Here is a 17,546-nt window from a genome sequence, read left to right as displayed (position 1 = left end):
GCGGTTCGGCATGAGAGCTGTGCTGTCGCTTGTCTTCGCCGCCACCATGCTGCCCACGGGGCCGGCCCGGGCCGATGCCGTGAATCGCAGTGACCGGATCCGGGACGTGGCGCGCTATGAGCTGCTGGTCGGTCACGCCGATCGAGCGTTGCATGAGATCTGGAACGATACCTCACCGCAGTCCGGTATGCTGCGGGGCGAGGCCTACGCCCGGATGGGGATTGCCGCGAAGGCCCGCGATGCCTTGCTGGCGGTCCGGAGCGACGGCCAGGCGTTGTCCGACCCTGCGTTGCTGGCCCTGGCCAGGAGCCAGCTTCAACTGGGTGACAACCAGGCCGCCTACGACGCCCTGACCGTCCTGGTGCGGCGTTCACGCCAGGCTGAAGGCCTGGAGGCCGCCTACCTGTTGGCTGAGGCCGCCATCGAATCGGAAGCCTACGATCGGGCCGGGCAGATCCTGGGGAAAAGCCCGGATGGCTATTGGACGGCGATGGGCTACCTGAATCTGGCGACCGCCTACGCCCGCCAGGATAGCGATACCGCCCGCAGCCTGATTGCGTTGCGGGTTGCGCGCGCCATGCTGGGTGATGAGGCCGCGACCGACTATCCGGAACTGCTCCAGCGTATCCAGGTGACCGCGGGCTACCTGGCCCTGCGCAGTGACGACCCGGATAAAGCGCTGTCGTTCCTCAACAAGGTGACCCTGAACGGCTACTACACTCCACAGGCCCTTTATCTTCATGGCCTGGCCCTGGCCCGCAAGGACAACTACCGCAGCGCCATGCAGTCCTGGCACCGCGCCCGCAAATTCCCCCTGGGTTTTCCCGGCGCGGCGGACGCCTGGCTGGGTATGGGGCGCGGTTACGACGAATCCGGCTACCTGGGCCAGGCCGGCGAAGCCTATCTGGCGGCCATTTCCGCTTTCGAAGGGGAACTGGTGACCCTGCGCACGCTGCGCGGGCAGGTCCGTGAACAGGGTGGCTATGAAGCAATGGTCCGCTCCGCCGGCCGGGATGACGTGGAGTGGTTCCTGGTCGACAGTAAAACCCTGACCCAGCCGCGGCTGGCCTACCTCATACACTTCATGGAACACCCCGATGCCCAGCAGGCGGTCAGGGACGTCGCCGGGTTGACCCGCATGGAACGACAGTTGCAGCGTCGCCTGTCGGACCTGGATGTCTTTGAGGGCATGTTGAAGGGGCGGCTCAAGCAGGTCTCCCACCAGGGTAACAGCGCCCGGATCGCCCGGGTGGGTGAGGGTATCGAGCGGCTGAGCCAGCGACTGCAAACCCTGCAGGCCCGGCTTGACGATGCCGGCGAACAGGGGCAGGTGGCGGATCTGGCGACCGGCGAAACCGCTGATAAACTGGCCCGGATTCGCCGGATCCGCTCGCAAAAGAACCTGACACCGGAAGAACAGGCGCGGCTGGATCGCCTGGAAGGGGTGCTGACCTGGAAGGCCCAGGAAGGGTTTGACCGTGCCCGGCGGGAGCACGCCAGCCATCTGGCTTCGATTTCAGGCTCGCTGGATGCGGCCAAAACCGCCTACAAGCGGTTTGACAGCGAATTGAACCGGACCCCGGAGCGTTTCCGCGAACTGCTGAGCCGGGTGAAAGCGGCCCGTTCGCAAACGCAGTCGCTGATTATGCGGGTAGAGTCGATGCGCGAGCAGGTGGGTGACCAACTGGACCAGCGCTTGATGGCGTTCCTGGACGACCAGGCATCCCAAATGAATGCCCACCTGGATCGCAGCGAGCAGCAATTGGCCCACCTGTATGAACACCTGGCACTGAATAACGCGGCATCCGGCAGGACCGGAGGTGACCAGTGAGCCGGCGGCTGATGGTGACCCTGCTGGGCCTGCTGCTGCCGCTGGGGTGTTACGGCGCCGGTGGCAAGGGCAGTTTCCAGGTGAACCTGGGCGAGGACGGCGAAACCATCGGCGAGATGCGACCGATCTTCCTGGAGATGTCCTCCCAGCAGCTACCGGCCATCTCCGTGAAAGAAGTGGCGCGGCGCTACAAGCGGCTGTTCGAGGAAGCGGAAGAACCGGAAGTGCGGATCGACGCGTTGCACCGGCTCACCAGTTTGCATTCACGGGCCGGCGCCAGCCTGGAGCTGACGCCCCAGCAGGAAGCGGTGATCTACCGGGAAGCGCTGAAGAGCTACGAGATGATCGTCAGCGAAGGGCGCTACCAGGGGCGCCTGGACGAGCTGCTCTACCAGACTGCCAAGGCCTACGCGTTCATTGGCGAGGACGAGCAGTCCATCAAGCGACTGCGGCAGCTGGTGGGGCTGTATCCGCAGTCCTCGCTGGCTACCGAGGCCCGTTTCCGGATTGCCGAGGATGCGTTTTCCCGCGGCGCCTACGCCGAGGCCGAGCAGGCGTACCAGCGGGTCATCGACGGTGGTGACAACGCCGGGCTGCAGCAGAAGGCGCTGTACATGCTCGGTTGGAGCCAGTACAAGCAGCAGGCCCGGGAGCGGGCCAGTCACACGTTCCTGGCGGTGCTGGATGGCTATCGCGACCGGTCCGATAATTTCGCGGCACTGGCCGGTGGGAGCGAGGACCTGGTCAACGACACCTTCCGCATCCTGGCGCTGATGGCCGCCCAGCGCGACGGGGCCGGGACCCTCGATCGGATGCTCGCTCGCGAAGGCGGGCGCGCCTACGACTACCTCCTTTACGACCGACTGGCGGATTACTACCTGGCCAAGCAACGCTATGCCGACAGTGCTGCCGTCAACCGGCATTTTATCGACCGGAATCCGGCACACCCCCGGGCGGCGGCCATGCGGGCCCAGATTGTGGCAGTCTGGGAGGCCGGCGGGTTTGATCGGGAAGCCCGGCAGGCCCGGGAAGATTACGTACAGGCTTACGCCGCACCAGCCGCCTACGCCGCACTTTCGGCAAGCGAGCAGGTTACCTGGCGGAAGCTGGCAGGGCAGGTGGCCGACGCGCTCTACCATGCATCCGGCCGGAAAGCCGGTGCGGCAGGCTCAAAGGGCTTTGCCGATGCCGGCCGCTACTACGGCCGTCTGGGGGATGTGAATGGGCAGGCGGGCACCCCGACAGACGCCGGACGTTTCTGGCGTCTGGCCGGGGACGCCTGGCTCCAGGCCGGCAACAGTGACCGGGCCACGGCCTTCTTCGAGAAGGCCGGCTACCAGGCCCCGGATTTCGGCGGCGCGGCGGATGCGGCCTGGGCGGCGGTACTGGAATACCGTAAGCAGCCATCACCGGCCGCTGACGAGTCCCTGACGGAAGCTGTCGACCGGTTTGCCCGGGTGTTCCCGGACGATCAACGGGCAGCACCAGCCCGGGCGGACCTGGCGAACCGGTTGCTGGCCGCGGGTAATGACGCCGAGGCTCGTCGGGAGGCGCTGCAGGTCACCGAATCCGGGCAGGCCGCGGTGGAGGACCAACGAGCCGCCTATCTGGTTCTGGGCCAGATTGCCTACCAGACCAGTCAATACCCCGAGGCGGAACAGGCCTACCGGCAGGCCCTGGCACTGGCGGCGTCGGACAGCCGCCCGATGCCTGCGGCGGAGGTCGCCGAAACCCGGAACCAACTGGCCCGGTCGATCTACCGGCAGGCGGAGGTGCAGGAGGCCAATGGCCAGAATGCAGAGGCCATTGCCTCCCTCCAACGCATTCCGGCGGTGTCCCCGGACGCGAAAATTGCCATGAACGCCCGTTACGATGCTGCCACGATGATGCTCGAGTCGGCGCAGTGGGAGCCGGCTATCGATGCGTTGCAGGCCTTCCGTCACGACTATCCCGGGGCGGAGCTGACCGAAGGCGTCAGCGGCAAACTGGTGCTGGCCTACACTTCGGCCGGGCAACCGGCGCAGGCGGCGGAGGAACTGCTCCAGCGTGCCGAAAATGCCCCGGCGCCCTGGGACGATCGCCTGCAGGCCGCCGACCTGTTGCTGGACGCCGGGGATGCGGGGCGGGCACACGCGATCATCAGCGATTACCTGGCCCAGGCGCCGGCGCCGGGCAACGCCGAAGAACACGGACGTCAGCAGCGTTTGCGCCATCAGCTCATCGTGGCGTCGTCATCCGCGCCGGCCATGCGCCAGGCGTTGCTGGAGCAGGAACTCGCCAGCGAGTGGCATTCCCCGGAGACCCTGGCGTGGGCGGCCAACGCTGCGCTGGTGTTGGCCGACCGGGAAGCTGAACGCTTTAATGGCATCGCCCTTGTCCTGCCACTGAAAACATCGCTGAAAGCCAAGCGCCGTGCCCTGGAAGCCGCTGTCGCGAGATACGACCAGGCCCGCAGGCTCGGCGATGATACCGCCCGCTCCCAGGCGCTGTATGGCGAGGCGGAGCTGTTCCGCAAGCTGGCCCGGGACATCATGGATTCTGAACGCCCCGGCACGCTCAATGAACTGGAGCAGGCCCAGTATGGCGTGTTGCTGGAAGAACAGGCGTATCCGTTCGAGGAAAAGGCGATCGACCTGCACGCCCGCAATCACCAGCTTATCGCCGATGGCGTCTACAACCGGTGGGTGCGTCGCAGTCTCGACGTACTGGGGCAGATGTACCCCGGCCGCTACAAGCGGGATGCGGAGTGGATCAACTGGACCACAGGGGAGGTGGATTATGCCCGCGCCGACACCCGGTAGAGGCCTGGCGGGAGTCCGGACGGGCGTTGTTTGGATGGCCCTGGTGCTGCTTATGGCCGGCTGTGCGTCCACCCCCGGAACCGGGGAGCCATCCCGGGCGGAGACAACAAAGGCGCCGCCCAAGGTTGCTGAACCTCTGACGGAGGCCCAGCACCTCCAGTTGGACGAGGCGCTCAAGCGCAGTGCCGTCGGCGACCTGCCCGGTGCCGAGCAGCGCCTGCGCCAGTTGCGCGGGGAACGTCCGGACAGTGCCGTCGTCGCCGCGCGCCTGGGATGGATCCTGCAGCAGGAAGACCGGAGGGACCCGGCAATGGCCGCCTATCGGGCGGCATTGGCGCTGGATCCGGCGGAGTCCATGGCGGCCAATAACCTGGCGTTGATGCTCGAGAGGCAGGGGCAGTTTACCGAGGCCCGGGACCTGCTGCAGACGGCGCTGGCGCGGCATCCGGACTCACCGCAGTTGCATTTCAACCTGGCCGTACTGGCGGAACTTTACCTGCTGGACCTGCCCACGGCCCTGGAACATTACCGCATCTACCAGACGCTGACGGACGAGCGCAAGGCCCAGGTCGCCGGGTGGATTGCGGATCTGGAACGGCGGGTGAACTGAAATGGCGATCTTTGATATCCATCGCGTTTTTCGGGCGCCAATACTGGCATGCTGGATCACGGCGATTGGCACAGGTGTACCGGTTTGGGCCGATGCGGCGCCCAGGAAGGCGTCGTCGACGTCCGAGGCCCCGGTTGCGCTGACCGTGGAGGGCATTTCGGTACAGGCGGACGATGACTATCCCCGGGTACTCAACATCCTGCCCTGGCAGCCGCCCAGCATCTCCCGGCGCAACCGCGAGCCGCTTCGGCTGGCCCCGGATGGCCTGCTGGATCCGGTCGATCCCTACGCCCTGAAGCGCCACGGCGCGTTTCGACGGACGCTGGATCCCCTGGGTGAGCCACTCGGGGCGGGACACTAGCCAATTCATCCGAACAAGGAAGCCCCTGAATGTCGCCGGAGTGATCTCCGGCCTTCAGGGGCGCCAGGAACAAGACCGTAGCAGACGGCGGAGCTCATCCCATGCTTGAAACCATCATTCGCTTTTTCCAGAACGGCGGCCCGTTCATGTATCCCATCGCGCTGGTGCTGATCGTCGGCCTGGCGATTGCGCTGGAGCGCTTTGTCTACCTGGCGATGGTGCGCCGTGCCAACCGACGGGCCTTTGAAACGGGTATCCTGCCGCTGCTGCAGAAGCGGGATTACAAGCGGGCGATGCAGGCGGCCAACAGCTCCGGCAGCGCCATCGCCGGCATCCTGGGCGCGGGGTTGGGGCGGTTGCTGGGCAACCAGCGCCGGGAGGAGATCGAGTACGCCATGGAGGAGGGGCTGATGGAAGTGTTGCCCCGCCTGGAAAAACGCACCCAATACCTGGCGACCCTAGCCAACATCTCCACGCTGCTGGGTTTGCTGGGCACCATCATCGGCCTGATCGCCGCCTTTACCGCCGTCGCCAATGCCGACCCCGCCGAGAAGGCGACCCTGCTGTCCCAGAGTATTTCCGTCGCCATGAACACCACCGCCTTTGGCCTGATAGCGGCGATTCCGTTGCTGCTCTTCCACGCCTTGCTCCAGACCCGCACCAACGAGCTGGTCGATAGCTTCGAAATGGCCGGCGTCAAGTTCCTGAACACCGTCTCCGAACACCAGGCCCAGGCCTCCTGACAGGGATCGCGCGCCCATGCGACGCAGACACCGTCGACTGAACAGCACTCCGGAACTGGATATCACCGCCTTCATGAACCTGATGATCGTGCTGGTGCCGGTTCTGCTGCTGGGCATGGTATTTACCCAGATCCGGATGATCGAGCTGGATTTTCCCGGGCTGGCGAAAGGCGAGGTGCCGGACCCGGACCATTTCCGTCTGGAAGTGGTGTTGGTGCCCGGTGGCATGCGGGTAGCCGACAGTGAGCGCGGCATCATTCGCAGTCTGCCGTTGCGGGAGGGGAAGCAGGATTTTGCGGGCCTCAGGACCACCCTCCAGGCCATCAAGCAGCGGATGCCGGAGAAGACCGACATCGTCCTGCGGCTTGGCGGCGCGGTGGACTACCAGACCCTGGTCACGGCCATGGATACGGTGCGCTCCTATCCCGCGGTGGTGGCCGCCAGCGTCGTGGAAGCCGAGCTGTTTCCGGACGTGTCACTGGGCGATGCCCCGGACGATCTCCGGATCAGCGCCGTGACGGACCATCCGCTCACCGGAGGCCGGCCATGAGGTCGTCACGCCGGGCCCGCCGGATCCAGCGTCACTACAGCCGCATGCATCGCGCTGGCGGCCTGAATCTCGTGTCACTGATGGATATCTTCACCATCCTCGTCTTCTTCCTGATGGTGAATTCTTCCGACGTGAAGGTGATGCAGCAGGCGAGTGATGTGTCACTGCCGGTCTCCACCGCGGAAAAGCCCAGTGAGGAGGCGTTGCTGGTCGAGGTGAGCGGGGATTCGATCCGGGTCCAGGGGCGGGAAGTGGCGCGGCTGGAGGAGGTCGGCGCCGGGGACGATCACGTTGCCGGGTTGTTCGATGAGCTGCAGCATCAGAAACAGCGTCGGGATAGGGTACCGCCGGAAGGCCTGGAGATCACCGTGATGGCCGACCAGGGCACCGCGTACCATAACCTGCGTCGTATCATGCAGACCTGTGTCGATGCCGATTACCGGCGGGTTCGGTTGGCTGTGGAACATCAAGCCGGCGAAGCAGGGGCGGCCAATGGGTAGCCGGATCGACGTGCATCAGGCGGCCCTGGCAACGACCGGCGCCGGCAGCGTGACCCTGCGTTTGCCCTGGGACCGGGAGCCCGGTGAGCGGCTGCGTCTCGGATTGTCGTTGCTGCTGTTCCTGGCGCTGTTCGTGCCGCTGGCCATCTGGATCCCGCGCATTGACCTGCCGGAGCCGGATCGGCAGACCCGGGAGCAGGTGCCGCCCCAACTGGCCCGCTTGATCCAGGAAAAGCCGGAACCCAAGCCGGTTGTCCAACCGGAGCCGGAGAAGCCCAAGCCCGAGGTGAAGCCTCAGCCTGAACCGAAACCAGCGCCCAAGCACGAGCCCGTTGCCAGGCCCGGGCCCAAACCCAAACCGGCGGTTGCCGCCGAGCCGGCGAAACAAACGGTGGAGCAGGCGCGAACGGTCGCTGCAAAATCCGGGTTGATGGCGTTGTCGGACGATCTCTCGGCCATGCAGTCGTTGGCCGCGGAACCCGGCGACACTGGGCTGTCGGCCAACGTCGATACCCGTCATGCCACGGCGGCCAAAAAGACGGCTGAACCGGACGCCCTGCAGCGCAGCGGCGGCGTGCAGGACGTCAGGGGACCGACGGAGCAGGTGGCCCTGGCGGAGCACCAGGTCAAGCAGGTTGCCGCGCCGGAGCCGGCCCGGAAACCGCAAACCAGGGCGAAAGCCGCCCCGGATCCGGGACCGGAAGAACGCTCAATGGCCAACATTCGGCGGGTTTTCGATCAGCAGAAATCGGTTCTCTTTTCTCTGTACAACAGGGAGTTACGAAAGAATCCTGCACTGGAAGGTGAAGTTCTGCTGGAAGTCACGGTGGAGCCGGACGGGCATGTGTCCAACTGCCGGATTGTCAGTTCGGAACTGGACGCGCCGGGCCTGGAGCAGAAAATCCTGATGCGCGTGCGCCTGTTCAACTTCGGCGCGGCCGATGTCGAAACGCGCAGGGTTCGCTTCCCGATCAATTTCCTGCCGTCATGACGGCCCGGCGCTCAGCGGATGGTGATACGCGGCAGCTGTGGCTTGGGTAACGACATCTTCTCGGTCGGGGCGATGACCTTGGCTTCGCCAACGACCACCTCCTCGTTCCGCTGGTTGGTGACCACGCAGTCGATCGTGACCCGGTTCCGTCGGTCCTTGCTGGCCACCGTGAGCTTTACGGTGAGGGTGTCGTCGAGTTTGACCGGGCGCTTGAAGTTGAGGCTCTGCTCCAGGTAAATGGTGCCTGGGCCGGGCATCACGGTCGCCAGTGCGGCGGAGATCAATGAACCGCTCCACATGCCGTGGGCAATCCGTTCCTTGAACATACTGTTGGCGGCGAAGGCCGGATCCAGATGGACCGGGTTGACGTCGCCCGAAACCGCCGCAAAGAGGATCAGTTCCTCTTCCGTCAGCGAGCGGGTGTAGGAGGCGGTATCGCCGACATTCAGATCGTCATAGACGATGTTTTCCAGATTATCCATGTGTCTCTGTCCTGAGAGGCTCCCTTTATCGATGACGTTCCATACGTCAGCGCGCGACTGCTTTGCCAGTTCTCATTGAGTCGTTTGTGGATTATGCGGAGTCGGCCGCTGCCGGGCAAGCCATGCCAGGAGGCGGTCCAGCACTTCGGAACGATTGCGTTCGTTGAAGGGTTCATGGCGCATGCCCTCGAAGACCAGGGAGGTAACGTCGGTATGGCCCGATGCCCGGTACGCACTGGCCAGTCTGCGGGTGCCCCGGCCGAACTCGCCGACGGGGTCCTGCGCGCCGGACAGGATCAGGATCGGCAGCCGGGCGGGAATGCGCTGCAGGCGGCCCCTTTTCAGCAAGCCGGCAAGGCCGCTGCCCAGGTCACTCCAGAGCTGATTGGTACAGTCAAAACCGCAATGCGGGTCGCTCATGTAGGCTTTCACGGCGGCTTCATCGGTGCTGAGCCAGTCGAAGTCGGTATTGGCATGGGGCACCTGTTTGGCGAAAGCCCCGAATGTCAGGGCATGGACCAGCGTACTCGACTGGTGCCGGCCCTGGAAACGGGCCGCCAGGGCCACGATCAGTCGCAGCGCCTGGAGCTTGAGGCGCGAATCCCGATTGGAGCCGGACAGGATCAGCCCCGCGGGCCACTCGATCTCCTTCGCCGTGGTGAGGTAGCTTTGGGCAATGAACGACCCCATACTGTGGCCCAGCAGATAGCAGGGCAGATCGGCGAAGGTATCCCGTATCCAGCTTTGGACCTGCCCGAGGTCTTCCATCACCCGCTGCCAACCGTTGTCGTCGGCGAAGTGGCCCAGTTCGTCATCCGGCGTGGCGGGGCCGTGCCCCCGGTGATCGTGCGCCACCACGGTATAGCCCTGTTGAACCATATCCCGGGCAAGATACCGGTAGCGTTGCGCGTGCTCCGCCATGCCGTGGGCGATATGAATGACGGCGCGGGGCGCCCGGGCACGCCAGACATAGACCGGAACCCGGTGACCGTCGGCCGCTGGCAGGTCTGTCTGGACAAAAGGCTCGTCGGGAAACGCCGTTGCCGGAGCCTGGGGCGAAGGCGCGGTGTTGGATTGGGGCACGGGTGCTTCCTGCAATCTGTGAATGATGGACGTCAAGTAGTGAGTGTACATTTCAACGATACAGTCCAGAGCACAAAATGTGTGCGCCATCTCTCGAATTTTCCAGGCGGTGCCTGTCGGGACAGGCTTTTGCGACGATGTCTGTGCCGTCTACCTCATTTCATTGAAAACTGGTATTCTCTCGTCACTTTTTGTGGGTTAAGGCGCCTCCCCGCAAAGTCTGACGGCCAACCGCCAGACCCGGGCGTGGTGGTGCCTTAACGGGCTTGGACTGTGTCGCAACGGTGCCCCCCGGAACAGCGCCGGGGCGCCGATTAAAAAGAACCGCAGCCAGCGTGCAACACCACCGCACAATGACCACGAACAGGCAGAAATCGAAAACACAGACACAAAGAAGAAGACGCCTCAGTCACTACAAGCATAATTGCAATACACAGGAGATGGTGTGATGGATTTGGAGCAGTTCTACCAGGATAAATACCCGCCCGGGGTCAAGAACGAGATCGATCTGAACAAATATGAAAGCATGCTCGACGTGCTCGAGACGGCCGTCAAGAAATTTGCCGATCGCCCTGCTTTCAGTGCCGTTGGCGTTACGCTGACTTACCGTGATCTCGATACCCAGTCCCGCAATTTTGCCGCCTGGATCCAGAACAAGACCAATCTCAAGCCCGGCGACCGTATCGCCATGCAGATGCCGAACGTGACCCAGTACCCGGTTGCGGTGTTTGGTGCCATGCGGGCCGGCCTGATCGTCGTCAACACCAACCCGCTGTATACCGAGCGCGAGATGGAGCACCAGTTCAACGATTCCGGTGCCAAGGCGCTGGTGGTGCTGGCCAACATGGCGGACAAGGTCGAGAAAGTCCTGCCGCATACGGGCATCGAGCATGTCATCATTACCGAAGTCGCGGACATGCATAAGCCGCTCAAGCGCACGCTGATGAACGCGGCGGTCAGGTACCTGAAGAAGATGGTGCCGGAATACAACCTGCCCAATGCCCACAGCCTGCCCAAGGTGCTGAGTGCCGGCGCCAGGTGCAAGCTGACACCGGTCGCCGTCAAGCGTGACGACATTGCCGTGCTGCAGTACACCGGCGGCACCACGGGTGTGGCCAAGGGCGCGATGCTGACCCAGGGCAACCTGGTCGCCAACCTGCTGCAGACCCGCCCGATGATGGAAGACAACGTGGAAGAGGGCAAAGAGATTGTCATCGCGCCGCTGCCGCTCTACCACATCTACTCCTTCACGCTGAACTGCGGCATCATGCTGGAATCCGGTGCCCACAGTGTGCTCATTCCGAACCCGCGCGACATTGCCGGTTTCGTGAAGGAGATCAAGAACTACAAGTTCACCTCGTTCCTGGGTCTGAACACGCTGTTCGTCGCCCTGTGCAACAACGAGGATTTCAAGAACCTGGACTTCAGCGCCCTGAAAATGACCGCGTCCGGCGGTATGGCGCTGACCAGCTCCACCGCCAAACTGTGGAAGCAGGTCACCGGCTGTGAAATCACCGAAGGCTACGGCATGACCGAGACATCCCCGGTCGTCACCTTCAACCCGCCGAGTGCAATCCAGCTGGGTACCATCGGCCTGCCGATCTGCGCCACCCAGATCAAGACCATCGACGAAGAGGGCAACGGGACGCCGATCGGTGAGCCGGGTGAACTCTGCGTGAAAGGTCCGCAGGTGATGAAGGGCTACTGGCAGCGTCCGGAAGAGACCAAGAAGTCGTTCACCGAGGACGGTTACTATCGCAGTGGCGACATCGCGCTGATCCAGGAAGACGGCTACATCCGCATCGTGGACCGCAAGAAGGACATGATCATTGTGTCCGGCTTCAACGTCTTCCCGAATGAAATCGAGGACGTGGTGTCCAGCCACCCGCAGGTGGTCGAGTGCGCCGCCGTTGGCGTAGCTGACGAGAAGAGCGGTGAGGCCGTGAAGGTGTTCCTGGTCAGCAAGTCACCGGATCTCAAGGAGTCCGAGCTGAAGGAGTTCTGCCGCGAGCGTCTGACGGCCTACAAGGTGCCGAAGTTCTTCGAGTTCCGCGATGAGCTGCCGAAAACCAACGTCGGCAAGATCCTGCGCCGTGAACTGCGCGACGAGGCGACCGCGGAGTAAGTGTCCCGCGGGAGACGAAACCCTGTCCCGGCCCGGCCGGCGACAGGGTTTTTTGTTGGTGAGGCCGCTTTTTTTCCGGATCTGTTATCGTGTCCCCAGATTTTAATCGTTCCAATCCGAAACCCGCAGGTTCAATGAGCAAGACGATCAGCCCCGACCCCACCACCGAAATCCCGTCTGGATCCGCGCTGGAAGCCCGTTTTGCGGCCATGCCGCAGCGGTACGTCGCGCGGATCAAAAAACAGTTGGCCCGAAGCAAGGGGCGCCCGGGTGAGGCGGAGCGCGCGAAGATATGCCGCTGGCTGGATGAGGGTGAGGCCGATTACCAGCGCCGCGTCGATCTGCGGCCGCGCATCGAATATCCGGCGGAACTCCCGGTGGCCGAGCGGGTGGCGGACATTCGGCAGGCACTGGACGACCATCAGGTGGTGATCGTCGCCGGGGAAACCGGCTCGGGCAAGACCACCCAGATTCCCAAGATCTGCCTGGAGGCCGGCCGTGGCACACGAGGTCTGATCGGCCACACCCAGCCCCGGCGGATTGCCGCACGCAGTGTGTCGTCCCGCATCGCCGAGGAAATCGGTGAGCCGGTCGGCCGGCGCGTGGGCTACCAGGTCCGCTTTACCGACAACACCAGTGCCGATTCGCTGATCAAGGTAATGACGGACGGCATCCTGCTGTCGGAGATCCAGCACGATCGCTTCCTGGATCGCTACGACACGCTGATCATCGATGAAGCCCACGAGCGCAGCCTGAACATCGACTTCCTGCTGGGTTACCTGCGCAACCTGCTGCCCAGGCGGCCCGATCTCAAGGTCATCATCACCTCGGCGACCATCGAGGTGGATCGCTTCAGCGCGTTCTTCAGCGATGCGCCGGTGATCGAGGTGTCCGGACGGACGTATCCCGTGGAAGTCCGCTACCGGCCGCTGGTGGGTGAGGACGATGACAAGGATCAGGGCTGGTCCGATGGCGTGGTGGAAGCGTTGGAGGAAATCGAGGCCCACGAGCGCAGCAGCGGCCAGCGTCCCGGCGATGTCCTGGTGTTCCTGCCCGGCGAGCGCGAAATCCGCGAGATGAGCAAGGCCCTGCGCCATGCCGAGCTGCGTCATACCGAAGTCCTGCCGCTGTATTCCCGGCTGAGTGCCCGCGAACAGAACCGGATTTTCCAGGGGCACGCCGGCCGCCGGATCGTGCTGTCCACCAACGTCGCGGAAACGTCGCTGACGGTGCCCGGCATCCGCTATGTGATTGACACCGGCGTCGCCCGGATCAGCCGCTACAGCGTGCGCTCGAAGATCCAGCGCCTGCCGGTCGAACCCATCTCCCAGGCCAGCGCCAACCAGCGCAAGGGACGCTGCGGCCGGGTGGCGCCCGGTATCTGTTTCCGGCTCTACGATGAGGCCGATTTCCTCAGCCGGCCGGAATACACCGATCCGGAGATCCTGCGCACCAACCTGGCTTCCGTCATCCTGCAGATGGCAGTGTCCGGCCTTGGCGATATCCGCAACTTCCCGTTCCTGGAGGCGCCGGACAACCGGTTGGTGAACGACGGTTACAAGCTGTTGGAGGAGCTGGGGGCGGTCAGTCCGAAGCGTCATTTGACCAAACTGGGCCGCACCATGGCGCGCCTGCCGGTGGACCCGAGGCTGGCGCGGATGCTGGTGGCGGGTGCCGAACACGGCAGCCTGGCCGAGGTGCTGGTGGTGATCGCGGGGCTCAGTGTGCAGGATCCCCGCGAACGCCCGCAGGACAAACAGCAGGCTGCCGACCAGGCCCACGCGCCGTTCAACGACAAGGAATCCGATTTCGTCACGCTGCTCAATATCTGGACGTTCTATGAGGAGCAGCGCCAGGAACTGTCCCAGAATCAGTTGCGCCGGCTGTGTCAGAAGTCGTACCTGTCCTATATGCGGATGCGGGAATGGCGGGACGTCCATCGCCAGCTGACGCTGCTCTGCCGGGACCAGAAGCTGCCCGTCAACAACAGGACAGCCAGCTATGAGGCCCTGCACAAGGCGATCCTCTCCGGTCTGTTGGGGCAGGTGGCGACCAAGTACGAAAAGCGGGAGTACCTGGCCACGCGTAACCGCAAGGTGATGCTGTTCCCCGGTTCGAAGGTGGCGAAGACCACGCCGAAGTGGATCGTGGCCGCGGAAATCGTCGAAACCAGCCGGGTCTTTGCCCGCATGCTGGCGCGGATTGAGCCGGAGTGGGTCGAGCCGCTGGCCGAACATGTGGTCAAGCGCCATTACTTCGAGCCTCACTGGGAGCGGAAGCGGGCCCAGGTCGTGGGCTACGAGAAAGTCAGCCTGTATGGCCTGGACATCGTGCCGCGCCGGCGTATCGGCTACGCCAAGGTCGACCCCGTGGAGGCGCGTCAGTTGTTCATCCGGCGGGCGTTGGTGGAGGGCGACTACAGCACCCGCGCACCGTTCATCCGGCATAACCGGGACATGCTGGATACGGTCGAGGACCTGGAGCGCAAATCCCGGCGGCGGGACCTGCTGGTGGACGAGGAAACGCTGGTCGCCTTCTACGACGAGCGCCTGCCGGACACGATCGTGAGCGGCCAGCATTTCGAGAGCTGGTGGAAAGGGTTATCGGCAAAGGACATCAAGGCCCTTGAGCTGACGGAGGCGGATATCCTCCAGCGTGCCCCGGACGAGGGTCTGGCCTCCGAATACCCGGACGAGTTGCAGTGGGAAGGCGTCCATTACCCGCTGAGCTACCAGTTCGAACCCACCAGCCAGGACGACGGCGTGACATTGCAGGTGCCGCTGATGGCCCTCAAGCAGGTGCCGGCCCACCGGGTGGATTGGCTGGTGCCCGGTTTGCTGCGGGAGAAATGCATTCACCTGGTGAAGGGCCTGCCCAAGGCGATCCGCCGGAATTTCGTGCCGGTGCCGGACTTCGTCGATGCGGCGCTGGCCAACATGACGCCCTCCAACGAGCCCCTGACCGAGAAACTGGCGGAGCAACTGCGCCGGATGACCGGCGTACGCATCGATCCGGAAGCCTGGCAGGGCATCGAGTTGCCGGCTCATCTCCGCATGAACATCCGTGTGGTGGACGATCAGGGCAGCAAGCTGGCCGAGGGGCGGGACGTGGCCGATATCCAGTCCCGCCTGGAGGGGCGGGCCGAGGAAGCCCTGTCGCAGGCGCCGGAGATCGGCCGCTCGCAGGACAGCGAACCTGCCGACCGCTGGTCGTTCGGCACGTTGCCCGACTCGGTCGACACGGAAAAGGGCGGCATGCGCGTGCGGGTCTATCCGGCGCTGGAAGACCTGGGACGTCAGGTGCGCCCCATACGTTGCCTGGACCCGCTTACGAGCCGGCGGGTGACTGAGCGCGGCGTCGCAAGACTGATCGTGAACCGGTTTGGCAGCACGCTGGAAGGCATCGAGCGCAAGTTGCCGGAGTTTAAGAATGCGGCCCTGCTGTTTGCGCCCGTCGGCAAGGCGGAGCAACTGAGGGATGATCTGTTGATCTCATCGGTGATCGATCATTTTCTGGGGGAAACGCTGCCGCGGGATAAAGCGGCCTTTGATGCCGTGTTCGATGCCCATCGTGGCGACTTCATCCCGTTCCTGGAAGGGCGGACCCGACTGGTGCACGCAATCCTCAAGGGCTACAACGGCCTGATGAAACAGCTCAAGGGCAAGATTCCGCTGGCGCTGGCCAACAGTATGGCCGACGTGAAGTTCCAGCTTTCACAACTGGTCTATCCGGGGTTCCTGGTGGCGACGCCGGGCGAATGGCTGGCGCGCATTCCGCGTTACCTGGACGCCGTCGACGTGCGCATGGAAAAAATGCCCCGCGAGATGGGCCGGGAACGGACCTTCCTGCACGAATTCGAAGGACTCTGGTCCCGTTATGCCAAACGTCTTGAGGCGCACGAAAAGCAGGGCATCAGCGATCCCGAGCTACAGCTTTATCGCTGGATGCTGGAGGAGTATCGGGTATCGTTCTTCGCGCAGCAACTGGGCACCGCGATGACCGTATCCGTCCAGCGGCTGGAGCGGCAGTGGGAGAAGGTCAGTACCTGACGCGGTTGCCGGATGGTCCCCATGTTCGTGATGGGTCGCTACGGCTGCAGAACGGGCTCCGTGTGTTACTATTTCGTGCAACGACATCTTGGCGCCATTACATCTGAATTCTGGAGTGTCACGTGATCAAAGCCGTCATCAGCGGAACCGGGCTGTATACCCCGCCAGCGTTTATCGATAACGAAGAGCTGGTCCAGGCGTTCAACGCCTATGTCGAACGTTTCAACCAGGACCATGCCGGGGAAATCGAACGCGGTGAATGCGAAGCCCTTCTGCCGTCGGCACCGGACTTCATCGAGAAGGCGTCTGGCATCAAGCGCCGCCATGTCATCGACAAGGACGGCATCCTGGACCCCGAGCGCATGTGCCCGCGGATTCCCGAGCGCTCCAACGACGAGCCCAGTGTCCAGTGCGACATGTCCGTCGTTGCCGCCCGGCAGGCACTGGAGCAGGCCGGTCGCAGCACCGATGACGTGGACGCGGTCATCGTGGCCTGTTCGAACCTGCAGCGGGCGTATCCGGCGGTTTCCATCGAGGTCCAGGCCGCACTGGGGATCGACGGCTTTGCCTATGACATGAACGTGGCCTGCAGCTCGGCGACCTTCGGTTTGCAGGCGGCCGTCAACGCGGTGGAGAACGGCACCGCCAACGCGGTACTGGTGATCAGCCCGGAGATCTGTTCCGGCCACCTGAACTTCCGGGACCGGGACAGCCACTTCATCTTTGGTGACGCCTGCACCGCCATCCTGGTGGAGCGCAGTGACCGGGTGGCCGACGGACAGGGCTTCGACATTCTGGGCACGCGCCTGAAGACCCAGTTCTCCAACAACATCCGTAACAATTTCGGCTTCCTGAACCGGGCTGCCGAAGAGGGCATCGGCCAGCCGGACAAGCTCTTTATCCAGCAGGGTCGCAAGGTGTTCAAGGAGGTTTCGCCCCTGGTCGCCGAAACCATCCAGGGCCATCTGGCGGCGCTGGAACTGGCGCCCGGGGACCTGCGCCGGATGTGGCTGCATCAGGCCAACCTGAACATGAACCAACTGATCGCGCGGCGGGTGCTGGGCCGGGATGCCACCATCGAGGAAGCGCCGGTCATTCTGGATGAGTACGCCAATACCAGTTCCGCGGGTTCGATCATCGCGTTCCACCTGCATCGCGATGACCTGGACAGCGGTGACCTGGGTGTTATCTGTTCCTTCGGGGCCGGTTATTCGATCGGCAGCGTCGTGATCCGGAAGCGTTGAACACGCGGGTCGCTGTGAAAACCCGCCTCGGATCGAGGCGGGTTTTTTATTGGTGCGCCAGGCATGGCGCGTAGCGCCTTGACGGGCGCTGTTCTGGTACAGGTGGTGCTGGCCGGATGACTTGGGGGTGCAAGTCCCCTGTGGGCCCGGTAAGGGGAACTACTAGCCGAACGGCA

The 17,546-nt window shown here is 63.9% G+C and carries 13 protein-coding genes; 11 read left to right on the top strand and 2 right to left on the bottom strand.

What is annotated here, in order from left to right; all coding sequences use genetic code 11:
• Positions 1-10 precede the first annotated feature (10 nt).
• The 8 genes from EZI54_RS18585 (at position 11) to EZI54_RS18550 (ending at position 8,387) form a co-directional block, all read left to right on the top strand.
• Positions 11-1,831 (top strand): tetratricopeptide repeat protein, encoded by a 1,821-nt coding sequence (locus EZI54_RS18585; protein WP_131483384.1) that lies wholly within the window; start codon positions 11-13, stop codon positions 1,829-1,831.
• Positions 1,828-4,632, top strand: coding sequence for a tetratricopeptide repeat protein (locus tag EZI54_RS18580; protein WP_131483383.1), 2,805 nt, complete (start codon positions 1,828-1,830; stop codon positions 4,630-4,632). The genes EZI54_RS18585 and EZI54_RS18580 overlap by 4 nt, the downstream gene beginning before the upstream one ends.
• A 34-nt stretch (positions 4,633-4,666) precedes the next feature.
• Positions 4,667-5,242 carry a tetratricopeptide repeat protein gene (locus EZI54_RS24495; RefSeq protein WP_165495801.1) on the top strand — a complete coding sequence of 192 codons (576 nt, stop codon included), beginning with the start codon at positions 4,667-4,669 and terminating at the stop codon, positions 5,240-5,242.
• A gap of 1 nt (position 5,243) precedes the next feature.
• Positions 5,244-5,603, top strand: a complete 360-nt coding sequence (locus EZI54_RS18570) for a hypothetical protein (protein ID WP_131483381.1) — start codon at positions 5,244-5,246, stop codon at positions 5,601-5,603.
• Between the two features lie 101 nt (positions 5,604-5,704).
• Positions 5,705-6,346 (top strand): MotA/TolQ/ExbB proton channel family protein, encoded by a 642-nt coding sequence (locus tag EZI54_RS18565; RefSeq protein ID WP_131483380.1) that lies wholly within the window; start codon positions 5,705-5,707, stop codon positions 6,344-6,346.
• A gap of 16 nt (positions 6,347-6,362) precedes the next feature.
• On the top strand, positions 6,363-6,896 hold the full coding sequence (locus EZI54_RS18560) for an ExbD/TolR family protein (RefSeq protein WP_131483379.1): 534 nt from the start codon (positions 6,363-6,365) through the stop codon (positions 6,894-6,896).
• Positions 6,893-7,396: an ExbD/TolR family protein gene (locus EZI54_RS18555; protein ID WP_131483378.1), complete on the top strand. Its 504-nt coding sequence runs from the start codon at positions 6,893-6,895 to the stop codon at positions 7,394-7,396. The genes EZI54_RS18560 and EZI54_RS18555 overlap by 4 nt, the downstream gene beginning before the upstream one ends.
• Entirely contained in the window at positions 7,389-8,387 is a 999-nt protein-coding gene (locus EZI54_RS18550) for a TonB family protein (RefSeq protein ID WP_131483377.1), read from the top strand. The genes EZI54_RS18555 and EZI54_RS18550 overlap by 8 nt, the downstream gene beginning before the upstream one ends.
• A gap of 11 nt (positions 8,388-8,398) precedes the next feature.
• Here EZI54_RS18550 and EZI54_RS18545 read toward each other — a convergent pair whose 3' ends face one another.
• Both EZI54_RS18545 and EZI54_RS18540 read right to left on the bottom strand, forming a co-directional pair.
• Complete coding sequence (locus EZI54_RS18545) at positions 8,399-8,869, bottom strand: MaoC/PaaZ C-terminal domain-containing protein (protein ID WP_131483376.1); 471 nt, start codon at positions 8,867-8,869, stop codon at positions 8,399-8,401.
• A gap of 72 nt (positions 8,870-8,941) precedes the next feature.
• Entirely contained in the window at positions 8,942-9,952 is a 1,011-nt protein-coding gene (locus EZI54_RS18540; protein WP_165495800.1) for an alpha/beta fold hydrolase, read from the bottom strand.
• A 448-nt stretch (positions 9,953-10,400) separates the two neighbouring features.
• On the opposite strand from EZI54_RS18540, the gene EZI54_RS18535 reads away from it, so the two are divergent.
• From EZI54_RS18535 to EZI54_RS18525, 3 genes are all read left to right on the top strand, one after another.
• The gene (locus tag EZI54_RS18535) at positions 10,401-12,077 is read left to right on the top strand and encodes an AMP-binding protein (RefSeq protein ID WP_131483374.1); all 1,677 of its coding nucleotides are present in this window, start codon (positions 10,401-10,403) and stop codon (positions 12,075-12,077) included.
• Positions 12,078-12,286: 209 nt separating this feature from the next.
• A complete protein-coding gene (hrpA, locus tag EZI54_RS18530; RefSeq protein WP_131483410.1) occupies positions 12,287-16,126 on the top strand; it encodes an ATP-dependent RNA helicase HrpA in 3,840 nt (1,279 codons plus the stop codon).
• Between the two features lie 122 nt (positions 16,127-16,248).
• Positions 16,249-17,370 carry a beta-ketoacyl-ACP synthase III gene (locus tag EZI54_RS18525; protein ID WP_131483373.1) on the top strand — a complete coding sequence of 374 codons (1,122 nt, stop codon included), beginning with the start codon at positions 16,249-16,251 and terminating at the stop codon, positions 17,368-17,370.
• Positions 17,371-17,546: the final 176 nt, after the last annotated feature.

It is taken from the genome of Marinobacter halodurans, from assembly GCF_004327985.1.
Classification (GTDB): Bacteria; Pseudomonadota; Gammaproteobacteria; order Pseudomonadales; family Oleiphilaceae; genus Marinobacter_A; species Marinobacter_A halodurans.
Note: the sequence above shows the minus strand (reverse complement) of the source record. Positions and strands in the feature narration are given on the sequence as shown.